The 13,361-nt window shown below is 70.1% G+C and carries 13 protein-coding genes; 7 read left to right on the top strand and 6 right to left on the bottom strand.

Annotated features, from left to right (window positions below; genetic code table 11):
- The 5 genes from whiA to secG all read left to right on the top strand — a co-directional run.
- Positions 1-574 (top strand): DNA-binding protein WhiA (gene whiA / locus G6028_RS07065; RefSeq protein WP_182658444.1); only part of this gene is annotated, 574 nt, incomplete at its 5' end.
- Positions 575-692: 118 nt separating this feature from the next.
- The gene (gene gap, locus G6028_RS07060; RefSeq protein ID WP_182610296.1) at positions 693-1,709 is read left to right on the top strand and encodes a type I glyceraldehyde-3-phosphate dehydrogenase; all 1,017 of its coding nucleotides are present in this window, start codon (positions 693-695) and stop codon (positions 1,707-1,709) included.
- 157 nt (positions 1,710-1,866) lie between these two features.
- Complete coding sequence (locus G6028_RS07055) at positions 1,867-3,087, top strand: phosphoglycerate kinase (protein WP_182610297.1); 1,221 nt, start codon at positions 1,867-1,869, stop codon at positions 3,085-3,087.
- A gap of 29 nt (positions 3,088-3,116) precedes the next feature.
- Positions 3,117-3,902 (top strand): triose-phosphate isomerase, encoded by a 786-nt coding sequence (gene tpiA, locus G6028_RS07050; protein ID WP_182658443.1) that lies wholly within the window; start codon positions 3,117-3,119, stop codon positions 3,900-3,902.
- Between the two features lie 128 nt (positions 3,903-4,030).
- Positions 4,031-4,264 carry a preprotein translocase subunit SecG gene (secG, locus tag G6028_RS07045; protein ID WP_107747569.1) on the top strand — a complete coding sequence of 78 codons (234 nt, stop codon included), beginning with the start codon at positions 4,031-4,033 and terminating at the stop codon, positions 4,262-4,264.
- A gap of 135 nt (positions 4,265-4,399) precedes the next feature.
- Here the strand turns inward: secG and pgl are convergent, their stop codons facing one another.
- The 5 genes from pgl to tkt are packed head-to-tail and all read right to left on the bottom strand — an operon-like array spanning position 4,400 to position 10,883.
- Entirely contained in the window at positions 4,400-5,122 is a 723-nt protein-coding gene (gene pgl / locus G6028_RS07040) for a 6-phosphogluconolactonase (RefSeq protein WP_182658442.1), read from the bottom strand.
- 52 nt (positions 5,123-5,174) lie between these two features.
- On the bottom strand, positions 5,175-6,107 hold the full coding sequence (locus G6028_RS07035) for a glucose-6-phosphate dehydrogenase assembly protein OpcA (RefSeq protein WP_182658441.1): 933 nt from the start codon (positions 6,105-6,107) through the stop codon (positions 5,175-5,177).
- Positions 6,092-7,672: a glucose-6-phosphate dehydrogenase gene (zwf, locus tag G6028_RS07030; RefSeq protein ID WP_182658440.1), complete on the bottom strand. Its 1,581-nt coding sequence runs from the start codon at positions 7,670-7,672 to the stop codon at positions 6,092-6,094. Before zwf ends, G6028_RS07035 begins: the two co-directional genes overlap by 16 nt.
- On the bottom strand, positions 7,669-8,775 hold the full coding sequence (gene tal, locus G6028_RS07025) for a transaldolase (RefSeq protein WP_182658439.1): 1,107 nt from the start codon (positions 8,773-8,775) through the stop codon (positions 7,669-7,671). The genes zwf and tal overlap by 4 nt, the downstream gene beginning before the upstream one ends.
- The gene (tkt, locus tag G6028_RS07020; protein ID WP_182658438.1) at positions 8,772-10,883 is read right to left on the bottom strand and encodes a transketolase; all 2,112 of its coding nucleotides are present in this window, start codon (positions 10,881-10,883) and stop codon (positions 8,772-8,774) included. Before tkt ends, tal begins: the two co-directional genes overlap by 4 nt.
- 283 nt (positions 10,884-11,166) lie before the next feature.
- On the opposite strand from tkt, the gene G6028_RS07015 reads away from it, so the two are divergent.
- On the top strand, positions 11,167-12,075 hold the full coding sequence (locus tag G6028_RS07015; protein ID WP_182658437.1) for a heme o synthase: 909 nt from the start codon (positions 11,167-11,169) through the stop codon (positions 12,073-12,075).
- Positions 12,076-12,079: 4 nt separating this feature from the next.
- Here G6028_RS07015 and G6028_RS07010 read toward each other — a convergent pair whose 3' ends face one another.
- Positions 12,080-13,048: a quinone oxidoreductase family protein gene (locus tag G6028_RS07010; RefSeq protein WP_182658436.1), complete on the bottom strand. Its 969-nt coding sequence runs from the start codon at positions 13,046-13,048 to the stop codon at positions 12,080-12,082.
- Positions 13,049-13,162: 114 nt separating this feature from the next.
- Here G6028_RS07010 and G6028_RS07005 point away from each other — a divergent pair.
- Positions 13,163-13,361 (top strand): hypothetical protein (locus G6028_RS07005; RefSeq protein ID WP_182658435.1); only part of this gene is annotated, 199 nt, incomplete at its 3' end.

Here is a 13,361-nt window from a genome sequence, read left to right as displayed (position 1 = left end):
CGGTTCCCTCACCAAACCCGGACGGTCGTCGGCCCTGGAGGTCACTGCTCCGGGCGCCGAGGCGGCGATGGCCCTGGTGGGGGCCGCGCGTCGGCTCGGGGTCACCGCGAAGGCCCGCGAGGTCCGGGGCGGCGACCGGGTGGTGATCCGGGACGGGGAGGCGATCGGGATCCTCCTCGCCCGGATGGGCGCCTCCGCCACCAGGGACATCTGGGAGGAGCGACGGTCCCGCGGGGAGGTCCGGGCGACCGCCAACCGGCTCGCCAACTTCGACGACGCGAATCTCCGCAGATCGGCCCGTGCCGCGGTCGCGGCGGCCGCCCGCGTCCAGCGCGCTCTCGAGATCCTGGCCGAGGACGTCCCGGACCACCTGTTGGCCGCGGGTGAGCTGCGCGTCCAACACCGTCAGTCCTCGCTCGAGGAACTGGGCCAGCTCGCCGACCCACCCATGACCAAGGACGCGGTGGCCGGCCGGATCCGCCGACTGCTGTCCATGGCCGACCGCAAAGCAGCCGATCTGGGTATCCCGGACACCGAGTCCGTCGTGACCGAGGACATGCTCGACGAAGACTGATCCGTGGTCTGTGGACCCTGCACAGCCCCCACATGGGGCGGGTAGTCTGGGTCACGTCCCCGGGCACCACCCAGCCCTCAGGGGTATTTTTCTCGCACCACCTATAAGGAGACATCACGTGACCGTGCGCGTAGGCATCAACGGATTCGGACGTATCGGCCGCAACTTCTACCGCGCGGTGGAGGCACTGAAGGCCGAGGGCAAGACGGATATCGAGATCGTGGCCGTCAACGACCTCACCACGAACGACATGCTCGCTCACCTGCTCAAGTACGACTCGATCCTCGGCCGCCTGGGCAAGGACGTCACGTTCGACGACTCGTCGATCACCGTCGGTGGGACCAAGATCGGCGCCCTCGCGGTCAAGGAGGGCCCCGCGTCCGTGCCGTGGGGTGACTACGGTGTCGACGTCGTCGTCGAGTCCACCGGCATCTTCACCGACGCCGTGAAGGCCAAGGGCCACCTCGAGGGTGGCGCCAAGAAGGTCATCATCTCGGCGCCGGCCAAGAACGAGGACATCACCATCGTCATGGGCGTCAACGACCACGAGTACGACGGCTCGCAGACGATCATCTCCAACGCCTCCTGCACCACCAACTGCCTCGCGCCGGTCGCCAAGATCCTCTCCGACGAGTTCGGGATCATCAAGGGCCTCATGACCACGATCCACGCCTACACCCAGGATCAGAACCTGCAGGACGCCCCCCACAGCGACATGCGTCGCGCCCGCGCCGCCGGCATCAACATGGTGCCCACCTCCACCGGTGCCGCCAAGGCGGTCGCTTTGGTCCTGCCCGAGCTCAAGGGCAAGTTCGACGGTTACGCCGTGCGCGTCCCGCTGCCCACCGGTTCGCTCACCGACCTCACGGTCGAGCTCGAGAAGAAGGCCTCCGTCGACGAGGTCAACGCCGCGATCAAGGCCGCGGCCGAGGGCCCCATGAAGGGCATCCTCAAGTACACCGAGGACCCCATCGTCTCCTCCGACATCGTCGGCGACCCGCACTCCTCGATCTTCGACGCGCCGCTAACCAAGGCCATCGACGGCCAGATCAAGATCGCGTCCTGGTACGACAACGAGTGGGGCTACTCCAACCGCCTCGCCGACATCATCGGCCTGGTCGGCAAGTCGCTGTAAGAGCCCTCGGGCCTGACGACCCTGCATCACACCGGGCCCGGTCCGGGAACGCCCAGAGCGTCCCGGCCGGGCCCGAGGTACATCACCCGCACCACCGATGTCGACCCACACCACCCGCACCACACCACCACCGTCCTCCCGACAGGAGCCCCACCCCATGGCAGTGAGCACTCTCCAGGACCTGCTCGACGCCGGCGTCGAAGGTCGCAAGATCCTCGTCCGCTGCGACCTCAACGTCCCGCTCGACGGATCGACCATCACCGACTCCGGCCGGATCACGGCCTCACTGCCCACCCTCAACTCCCTCCTCGACGCCGGCGCCGCACTGGTGATCACAGCGCACCTGGGCCGGCCGAAGGGTGCGGCCGATCCCGCGTTCTCGTTGGCCCCCGTCGCGGAGAAGCTGGGAGACGAGCTGGGCCGTTACGTGCAGCTGGCGGGCGACGTGGTGGGGCCGGATGCCCGTGAGCGCGCCAACGGGCTGACCGACGGCGACGTGCTGTTGGTCGAGAACATCCGCTTCGACCCCCGTGAGACCAGCAAGGACCCCGCCGAGCGTGCTGCTCTGGCCGCCGAGTTGGCGAGCCTCGTGGGGGAGGACGGCGCGTTCGTGTCCAACGGGTTCGGGGTGGTCCACCGCGCCCAGGCGTCGGTCTACGACATCGCCGAGGTGCTCCCCGCCTACGCCGGTGACCTGGTCCAGAGTGAGGTCGAGGTCCTCGCCGGTCTGACCGGGGACGCCGAGCGCCCCTACGCCGTGGTCCTCGGCGGCTCCAAGGTCTCGGACAAGCTCGCCGTGATCGAGGCCCTCGCCCCCAAGGTCGACACCCTGGTCATCGGCGGCGGTATGTGCTTCACCTTCCTCGCCGCACAGGGCCACGGCGTCGGGTCCTCGCTCCTTCAGGAGGAGATGATCGGCACCTGCAAGGACCTGCTCGACAAGTTCGGCGACGTGATCACCCTGCCGGTCGACGTGGTGGCGGCCGACGGGTTCGCCGCCGACGCGGCGCACACCACGGTGCCGGCCGACGCGATTCCCGACGGCCGGATGGGGCTCGATATCGGTCCCGAGTCCGTGGCCCTGTTCACCGAGAAGCTGTCCGCCGCCAAGACCGTCTTCTGGAACGGCCCGATGGGCGTCTTCGAGTTCGAGGCGTTCTCGGCCGGTACCCGTGGCGTCGCCGAGGCGATCATCACGGCCACCCGCAACGGTGCGTTCTCGGTGGTGGGCGGCGGCGACTCCGCGGCAGCCGTCCGGACGCTCGGGCTCGGCGAGGAGAACTTCTCGCACATCTCGACCGGCGGCGGAGCGTCGCTCGAGTACCTCGAGGGCAAGGAACTCCCGGGGGTCACCGCCCTCGAACGCAGTAACAACTGATCCGCACGCGCCGACCCACAGGAGACGTCATGGCACGCACCCCGCTCATCGCCGGAAACTGGAAGATGAACCTCAACCACCTCGAGGCGATCGCTCTCGTGCAGAAGGTGGCGTTCGCACTGCCCGAGAAGTACCTCGAGAAGGTGGAGGTGGCGTTCATCCCTCCGTACACCGACATCCGCGGTGTACAGATCGTGATCGAGGGGGACAAGCTCGGCTTCGCCTACGGAGCGCAGGACGTGTCGGTCCACGAGTCCGGTGCGTACACCGGTGAGATCTCGGCGGGGATGCTCGCCAAACTGGGGTGCACCTATGTCGTGGTCGGCCACTCCGAGCGTCGCGAGTACCACTCGGAGACCGACGAGTTGGTCGCCGCCAAGGCCGCGGCGTGCCACAAGCACGGCCTCAGCCCGATCGTCTGCGTGGGGGAGAAGCTCGAGACCCGCGAGGCCGGTGACCACGTGGGGTTCGTCGTGGAGCAGCTCAAGGGATCCCTCGCGGGTCTGGACAAGGGACAACTGGCCTCCACCGTGATCGCCTACGAGCCCGTGTGGGCCATCGGCACGGGGAAGACCGCCTCGGCGGCGGATGCGCAGGAGGTCTGCGCGGCGATCCGCGCGGCCCTCACCGAGCTGGCCGGCCCCGAGATCGCGGATCAGATGCGGGTCCTGTACGGCGGGAGCGTCAACTCCTCGACCGTCGGCGAGCTGCTCGAGCAGCCCGACGTCGACGGCGGTCTCGTGGGCGGGTCCTCGCTCAAGCCCGACGAGTTCGCCCAGCTCTCGGCCATCGCCGCCGGCGGTCCACTGCCCTGAGTCGACAGGCCCGGCGTGGCCGCCCCGAGACGGGCGGGCGCGCCGGGATTCGCCCTGGAGACCTCACCGGGTAGTCTGGACCAGTCGTCCTCCGACCACCCCGACCTGACGTAAGGCCCGATCCGCACATGAAGCTCGCCCTGGACATCTTCCTCGTCGCCACCAGCCTGCTGTTGATGCTGTTCATCCTGCTGCACCGCGGCAAGGGGGGCGGACTGTCCTCGCTGTTCGGCGGTGGCGTCCAGTCCAGCCTCTCCGGGTCCAGCGTCGTGGAGCGGAACCTCGACCGCGTGACCGTGGTCGTCGCGATCCTGTGGCTCATCGCCATCGTCGCCGTCGGACTCCTGGTCCGGTTCGGCTGACCGTCTGACCGTCGCGCCGCGCGGCGCGTCGACACGGGGTGCGCACCTCCGCGAGGAGGGGCGCACCCTGTCGTCGTGGACACCCGGTTGTCGGTGGCCGAGAGACGGGTCCCCGGTGACCAGGGTGCCCGCGGATCAGTTCAGTGCGGACGCCGCGCCCACGTCGAGGTGGTAGGTCGTGGACTCGGTGCCCACTGCGCCGGCCACCGGCCAGTCCGACGGTGAGGCCCCGCCGATTCCCTCGGCGACCGCCTCCGCCTTGCCCTCACCTGCGGCCACCACCAGGATGTGCCGCGAGCGACGAACCGCCGGGAGGGTGAACGTCAGCCGCTCCGGAGGCGGCTTGGGGCAGTCGCGGACCCCCACGACCAACCGCTCCGTCTCGGCGACCGCCGGCGTGTGGGGGAAGATGGAGTCGATGTGCCCCTCGGGCCCCATGCCCAGGATGGTCACGTCGAAGAGGGGCTCGTCGCCGGCGGGCACGTCCAGCGACTCCAGGAAGCGAGCGGCGGCGACGTCGACGTCGACGAGGTCCTCGGTCCGGGCAGGCCACCGGCGCACGGTCGGACGGTCGCCGAGCGCATCGAGCAGCGCCTCATCCAGCTGGCCGTCGTTACGTTCCGGGTGGTCGGCGGGAACGAAGCGTTCGTCGCCGAAGAAGATCGTGACCTTCTCCCATTCCACGGTCGAGTCCGCGAGTGCGGCGGCGGTCTTGACCCCCACCGAGCCCCCCGTCAGCGACAGACTCGCCCGTCCGGCGGTGGCGATCCGCTCGGTCAGATGCTCCACCGCCGCCCGGGCGGCCGCGGTAGCGAGCGCGTCGGAGTCGGCGTGGACGAGATGACGGATGTGGGACATCGGTCCTCCTGTGGTGTCGGGTCTCGGTGGTCCGGTCGGTGGGCGGCCCCGCTCAGCGGACGGAGGCCGAGGTGTAGATCACGCGATCGTGGTTCGCGAGTGCGTCGGCGTACACGCCGTCGGTGTCCATACGTCGCAGCTCTTCCGCGAGGCAGTCCGCCACGCTCCGTTTCACCAGCGTCACCCGCGTGGGGGAGTGGCCGGTGATCCGCAGCTCCGCGGAGGTGGGGCTCACCTGCTCGATGACGATCGATCCGGAGGCACGCTCCAGGACGACCATCCGCGGCCCCACCGCGCGGTGGACGTCGATCCCGAGGCGGGAGGCGAGCCACCCACCGGCGAGGTCCACGGACGCGGCCCGTTCGGGGCCACACACCGTGGCGCCGGTGATCGTCTCGAACGGCGGCCGGTCCAGCGTGGCCGCCAGCAGCGAACGCCAGTGCGTGACCCGGGCCCAGGCGAGATCGGTATCACCCGGGGAGTATCCGGCCGCCCGCTTGGCCAGTGCGTCCGTCGGGTGCCCCTCGGCGTCGGAGTCCACGATCCGGCGACGCGCGAGACGGCCCACCTTGTCCTCGGACAGCAGTGTCGGCGAATGCCTCGGCCACCACACCGCGAGTGGGGTGTCCGGCAGGAGCAGGGGGGTGACCAACGAGGCGGACTGGGACGCCATCGCCCCCGAGGTCCGCAGGACCACCACCTCGGCCGCTCCCGCATCGCCACCGACCCGGATCTGACCGTCGAGCCGGTCCGTCCTGGCACGGTTGCCGCGGATCACCACGATCACGCGACACGGGTGCTCGCGGCTGGCCTCGTTGGCCGCCTCGATCGCGGATTCGCTGCCGCGGACGTGGTCGGTGAGGACGATCAGCGTGAGCACACGGCCGATGGTGCTCAGCCCCGCGTCCTCGCGGATCTGCACGAGCTTCTTGGAGATCTCGCGGGTCGAGGTGTCGGGCAGGTCGATGATCACGGTCGCCTCCATGCGCGGCCACTGCGGGCCAGGATCTCGTCGGCGCCACGAGGGCCCCACGTCCCGGCCTGGTACTGCTCCGGGGTGCCGCCGGCCGACCATTCGTCGAGGACGGGATCGAGGAGCATCCAGCTCAACTCCACCTCGCGCGAGACGGGGAAGAGTGACGGCTCGCCGAGCAGCACGTCCAGGATCAGCCGCTCGTACGCCTCCGGGGAGGACTCGGTGAACGCCTCGCCGTAGGCGAAGTCCATGTTGACGTCGCGGACCTCCATCGCGGTCCCGGGCACCTTGGACCCGAACCGCAGCGTCACGCCCTCGTCCGGCTGCACCCGGATCACCAGGGCGTTCTGACCCAGTTCCTGGGTCATCGTCGCGTCGAAGGGCAGGTGCGGCGCGCGTCGGAAGACCACCGCGATCTCGGTGACGCGTCGGCCCAGCCGCTTGCCGGTGCGCAGGTAGAACGGGACCCCGGCCCAGCGTCTGTTGTGGACCTCGAGGGTGATCGCGGCATAGGTCTCGGTGGTGGAGGACGGATCGTATCCGTCCTCGTCCTTGAGCCCCACCACCTGCTCGGACCCCTGCCACCCACCGGAGTACTGACCCCGGGCCGCGGTCTCCGAGACCGGCAGCGCCAGCGAGGTGGACTCGAGGACCTTGGTCTTCTCCGCCCGCAGCGCGGCGGCAGAGAAGTCCGTCGGCTCCTCCATGGCCACCAGGGCCATGAGCTGGATGAGGTGGTTCTGGATGACGTCGCGCGCCGCCCCGATCCCGTCGTAATAGCCGGCGCGGCCGCCCAGACCGATGTCCTCGGCCATGGTGATCTGCACGTGGTCGACGTGATTGGCGTTCCACACCGGCTCGAAGAGCTGGTTGGCGAAGCGCAGGGCGAGGATGTTCTGGACCGTCTCCTTGCCGAGGTAGTGGTCGATGCGGAACACCGAGTCCTCTGGGAAGACGGCGCCCACCACCGCGTTGAGCTCGCGGGCACTCGCCAGATCGTGACCGAAGGGCTTCTCGATCACCACGCGGCGCCACGATCCGTCGACCGCCCTGGTGCATCCGGTCCGGTCGAGGTGCCGACAGACCGTGGGGAAGTCGTCCGGGGGGACGGACAGGTAGAACGCGTAGTTCCCGGCCGTGCCCCGGTCGACCTCCAGAGCCGTCAGCTGCTCCGCCAGGTGATCGAACCCCTCGTCGTCGTCGAAGGTCCCGGTGACGAACCGCAGTCCCGCCGCCAGTTGTTCCCAGACGTCCTCCCGGAACGGGGTACGGCACCGTTCCCGGGCGTGTTCACGGGCGAACCCGGCGAACTCGGAGTGGGTCCACCGGCGTCGACCGAAGCCGATGAGGGAGAAGCCCGGGGGGAGCAGACCCCGGTTCGCGAGGTCGTAGACGGCGGGGATGAGCTTCTTCTTGGACAGGTCGCCGGTGACGCCGAAGATGACGAGCCCGGACGGGCCGGCGATCCGTGGCAGCCGCCGGTCCCGCGGATCGCGGAGCGGGTTGGCCGACCCCTCCGGGCCGCCGACGGGGTCGCCGACGGGCGGGGAGGGCCGACTGTCCGGGTCGGTCACGACCCCGAGGGGATCTCGTCGATACGCGAGGTCACCGTGGCGATGAGGTCGTCCCACGCGCTGACGAACTTGCTCACGCCCTGCTGCTCGAGCAGCGTGAAGACCTCGTCGAGGTCGATCCCCTCCGCACGCAGCGCCTCGAGGGTCTCACGCGAGTCCCCACCGGTGCCCCGGACGGTGTCCCCCTCGAGGACGCCGTGGTCCGCGAACGCCTCCATGGTCGCGAACGGCATGGTGTTGACGGTGCCGTGGGTGACCAGGCCGCTCACGTACATGGTGTCGGGGTAGGCGGGGTCCTTGACGCCGGTGGACGCCCAGAGCAGCCGCTGGGGACGGGCACCCCGGGCGGCGAGGTCACCGAAACGACCGGAGGTGTCGTAGACCTCGTCGTAGACGTCCTGACACAGCCGCGCGTTGGCCAGCCCCGCCCTGCCACGCAGGTCGGAGTCCGCCGGCAGACGGGAGTCGATCTCGGTGTCGAGTCGGCTGACGAACACCGAGGCCACGGAATGGATGCGGGAGAGGTCGTGACCGGCCTCCGCAGCCCGCTCCAGTCCCGCCAGGTACGCCTCCGCGACCGCGCGGTACTGGTCGGCCGAGAAGATGAGGGTCACGTTGACATCGATCCCCCGGCCGATCACCTCCGTGATGGCGGGGAGCCCGGCGGACGTCGCCGGGATCTTGATCATGAGGTTGGGCCGGTCGACGACCGCGGAGAGCTCGACGGCCTGGGCCACCGTCCCCTCCGTGTCGTCCGCCAGCCGGGGATCGACCTCGAGTGAGACGCGTCCGTCGACGCCGTCTGTGGCCTCGAACACGTCGGCCAGGACCGCACAGGCGTCCCGTACGTCCGCGGTGGTGAGCGCGCGGACGACGGAATCGACATCCCTGTCCGCGCGGACGGCCTCGGTGAGCGCGGCCTCGTAGGCCGACGAGTCGCCCAGGGCGGCCTGGAAGATCGCGGGGTTGGTGGTGACTCCCACGACCGAGTAGGTGGACATCCGCTCCTCGAGCTCGCCGGAGGCGAGCAGCTGGCGGGACAGGTCGTCGAGCCAGACCGAGACGCCGGCGGCGCTCAGTGCGGCGAGATTGGCGTTGGTCATGATGCCTCCCCGTTGACGGCCGCGAGCGAGTCGCGGGCCGCGGCGACCACGGCGTCGCCGGTGATTCCGAACTCGGAGTACAGGGTCTGGTACGGGGCGGACGCACCGAAGTGCTCCAGTGACACCGCCCGACCCGCGTCGCCGAGGAAGCGGTACCACGGCATCGCTATCCCGGCCTCGACACTCACCCGGGCTCGGACCGACCGGGGGAGGACCGACTCGCGGTACTCCGGATCCTGCTGGTCGAAGAACTCGACACACGGCATCGACACCACCCGGGTCGGCACGCCCTCGGCCTCGAGGGCCTCTCGCGCCTCGACCGCCAGGTGGACCTCGGAACCGGTACCCATCAGGATCACCTCGGGGGATCCGGTGGACGCCTCGGCCAGCACGTAGCCACCACGCTCGACGCCCTCGCGCGCCGACTCGGCCGTGCCCTCCAGGACGGGGATGTCCTGGCGGGTCAGACACAGCCCCTTGGGACCGTCGAGGGCGATGAGCATCGCGCGCCACGCCGCCGCCGTCTCGTTGGCGTCCGCCGGCCGCAGTACGGACAGGCCGGGAATGGCCCGCAGCGCCGCGAGCTGCTCGACCGGCTGGTGGGTGGGGCCGTCCTCGCCGAGACCGATCGAGTCGTGGGTCCACACGTAGTAGGCGTTGCTGCCCTGGAGGGCCGCGAGCCGGACGGCCGGGCGCATGTACTCGCTGAAGATGAGGAAGGTCCCGCCGTAGGGCCGGGTGGGACCGTGCAGCGCGATCCCGTTGAGGATCGCTCCCATGGCGTGCTCGCGGACGCCGAAGTGCAGGTTGCGCCCGTACGGGGACGCCGTCCACATCCCGGTCGATATCGACGGGGGGCCGAAGGAGTCGGCGCCCTCGATCTGGGTGTTGTTGGACCCCGCCAGGTCCGCCGACCCACCCCACAGCTCGGGGAGGGTCCCGGCGAGTGCCTGGATGGCCTTGGCGGAGGCCTTGCGGGTGGCGACACCCTTGGGGTCGGCCTCCCAACTCGGGAGCCCGGCGTCCCAGCCCTCGGGCAACTGGCCGGAGTAGAGGCGGTCGAAGAGGTTCTTCGCCTCGGGGTTGGCCTCGGCCCACGCGTGGAACATGTCGCTCCACTGCGCGTGGACGCGGGCGCCACGGTCGCGTGCCGCGCGGGTGTGGGCGATCACCTCGTCGTCCACGGTGAACGGCTCGGTGCCGCCCATGCCGAGCGCCTCCTTGACCGCGTCCACCTCGGCCTGCCCGAGCGCCGAACCGTGCGAGGCCCCCGTGTTCATCTTCGTCGGGGCGGGGTACGCGATCACCGTGCGCAGGACGATCATCGAGGGCTTGTCCGTGACGGCGCGCGCGTCGGCGATCGCCTCCTCGATGGCCTCGATGTCCTCACCCCCGTCGACCGTCTGGACGTGCCAGCCGTAGGCCTCGTAGCGGGCGGCCACGTCCTCGGTGAAGGCGATCTGGGTGTCGTCCTCGATCGAGATCTTGTTGTCGTCGTAGACCGCGATGAGGTTCCCGAGCTGCTGGGTCCCCGCGAGCGAGCAGGCCTCGGCGGTCACGCCCTCCTGCACGTCCCCGTCCGAGGCGACGACGTAGATGAAGTGGTCGAACGGGCTCTTCCCGGCGGGTGCCTCCGGATCGAACAGCCCCCGCTCGTACCGGGCGGCCATGGCCATACCCACCGCGGACGCCAGCCCCTGGCCGAGCGGCCCGGTGGTGATCTCCACCCCGTCGGTGTGGTTCCACTCGGGATGACCCGGGGTCTTGGATCCCCAGGTGCGCAGCGCCTTGAGATCCTCGAGCTCCAGCCCGAATCCGGCGAGGTAGAGCTGGACGTACTGGGTGAGGGAGGAGTGGCCGCAGGACAGGACGAAACGGTCACGCCCCACCCACTTCGGGTCCGACGGGTCATGTCGCATCACCCGCTGGTAGAGCGTGTAGGCCAGGGGCGCCAGGCTCATGGCGGTGCCCGGGTGACCGCTGCCGCAGTTCTGCACGGCCTCGGCGGCCAGGACACGAGCGGTGTCGACCGCCCGGGTGTCCAGTTCGGTCCAGTCGGACGGGTGGCGGGCGGTGGTGAGCTCGGTGATCTCCGACGCGCTGGTCACTTGTGGTTCTCCCGGGTCGAGGGTGCGGCGCGGATCCGCGCGTATGTCGTGGACCACCTTAGTGGTCACCGGTGCCCGGGGTCGGACCGTCCCCGCCCCCGCTCTTTCGCGGAGCGTGCAGGGGGGACGTAGTATCGGCCGGGTAGTGCGTTGACATCTGCTGCGAGGAGTTCCGGTGCACGATTCCACCCCGACCCGGAGTGGGGGGCCGTCCGTCTCCCCTCCAGAGTCCTCGGGGCGGCCGGCTCCGGCGAGCGGGCGCGCCCGCGTAGTCGACGTCGTCATGTCGTACATCGCCCTCACCAAGCCGCGCGTCATCGAGTTGCTCCTGGTGGCCGCCATCCCCGCGATGCTGCAGGCCGACCGCGGGCAGGTCCACCTCGGCCTGGTGCTGTTGACGCTGGTGGGTGGCTGGCTCGGCGCCGCCAGCGCCAACACCCTCAACATGGTCGTCGACGCCGACATCGACAAGGTCATGAAGCGGACCGAACGGCGCCCGCTGGCCCGCCACGCCGTGACCCCCCGGGCCGCGCTGGTCTTCGGCCTGGTGCTCGGCGCGGCCAGCATGCTGTGGCTGGGACTCCTGGCACAGAGCTGGCTCGCCGCCCTGTTCATCCTGCTGACGATCTGCTTCTACGTCTTCGTCTACACGATGATCCTCAAGCGCCGCACCGCCCAGAACGTGGTGTGGGGTGGCGCCGCCGGGTGTATGCCCGTGCTCGTCTCGTGGGCGGTCATCACCGACCACCTGCCCGAGGGTCAACCGAGCAACTGGTGGCAGGCGATCGTCCTGTTCCTCATCATCTTCTTCTGGACCCCGCCCCACACCTGGGCCCTGGCCATGCGGTACAAGGAGGACTACAAGGCCGCCGGGGTACCGATGTTGCCGGTGGTCATGTCGGCGGAGGGCGTCACCCGACGCATCACCCTCTACACCTGGGCCACGGTCCTGTGCACCTTCGTGCTCATCCCGGCGGCGGGATGGATCTACGCGGCGGGCACGATCGGCTTCGGTGTGTGGTTCATCGTCATGGCCCACCGCCTCGAGGCCGGTGTGCGCCGAGGTGTCGAGGTCAAGCCCCTCAAGCTGTTCATCCTGTCGAACAACTACCTGGCCGCGGTGTTCGTGGCCCTGTCGATCGACGCCGTTCTCGGTCTCGAGACCCTGTCGGCGGCGTTCTCCCTGTTCTGATCGGTCACCTGGAGGGGTCGAGCGTGATCGACCCCGTGGTGCGCCGCGACTGCAACGCCCGGTGCGCCTGCGCCGCGTCGGTGAGTCCGAAGGTCGCCCCGACGTCGAGGACGAGCGACCCGTCGACCAGCCCCTCCATCACCTCGGCCGCACGGTCGCGGTACTCCTCGGTGGTCGCGATGAAGTCGCCGAGCTTGGGCCGGGTCAGGAACACCGATCCGGCCGCGTTGAGCCGCTGCGGGTCCACCGGCGGCACGGGGCCACTCGCCGCCCCGAACAGCACCAGCGTGCCGCGCCGCTCGAGCGAGGCCAGACTGGTGTCGAAGGTGTCCCGCCCGACTCCGTCGAACACCACCGCCACACCGCCACCGGACAGCTCGCGGATCCTCTCGGGCGTCGCCTCCGGATAGAGCAGGACGTGGTGCGCACCCAGGCCCCTGCAGATCTGCGCCTTCGACTCGGTCGAGGTGGTGGTGATGACCCGGTATCCACGGGCCACCGCCATCTGGATGAGGAGCTGCCCCACCCCTCCGGCGCCGGCGGTGATCAGTACCGCGTCCCCGCCGTGCGCACGATGGGTGTCGGTGATGAGGTAGTGCGCGGTGAGCCCCTGGAGGAGCATCGACGCCGCGACGCCGTCGGACACCTCGTCGGGGACGGCGACCAGGGCCTCCGCCGGGGCGACCACGTACTGCGCGTAGGAACCGGGCACCTGGCACCATGCCACCCGGTCCCCGGTCACGAGGTCGGGCGTGCCCACCCCCAGCGCGTCGACGACCCCGGCGCCCTCGCTGCCGGGGACATACGGCAACGCGGTCTGATAGATGCCCTCCCGGAAGTAGGTGTCGATGTAGTTGACGCCGATGGAGGTGGTCCGGACGAGCACTTCCCCGGGACCAGGTGAGGGAGTCTCCAGCTCGACAGGCTCGAGGACGTCGGGGCCACCGTGTTCTGAGATCCGGACTGCACGCATGGGCCCAGTATCCGCCACAGCCCGCGCCCTCGCCGCCCGGATATCGCGCGGTCTGGTGGCGGCACCCCGGGAGCGGCGGGCAACCGGGGACACCGGAGGCGATAGGCTACCCCCATGAGCCTGCAGATCCTTTCCCAGTACGCCGGGGGACCGCGAGTCCGGGCGACCGGTCGGCCCGCCGTCACCACCAGCGGGTCCGGTGCCGTGTCGGAATCCGATCAGGCGCCCGCCGCCGTCGACGAGGTGGCCGGCGGAGGCGAGACCGCGGCACCGGTGGACGAGGCCGCCACCCCGGCCGTTCCCGACACCGACG

The organism is Dietzia cercidiphylli (assembly GCF_014145145.1).
In the GTDB taxonomy this organism is placed as follows: Bacteria; Actinomycetota; Actinomycetes; order Mycobacteriales; family Mycobacteriaceae; genus Dietzia; species Dietzia natronolimnaea.
This window is presented reverse-complemented; position numbering and strand designations above follow the sequence as displayed.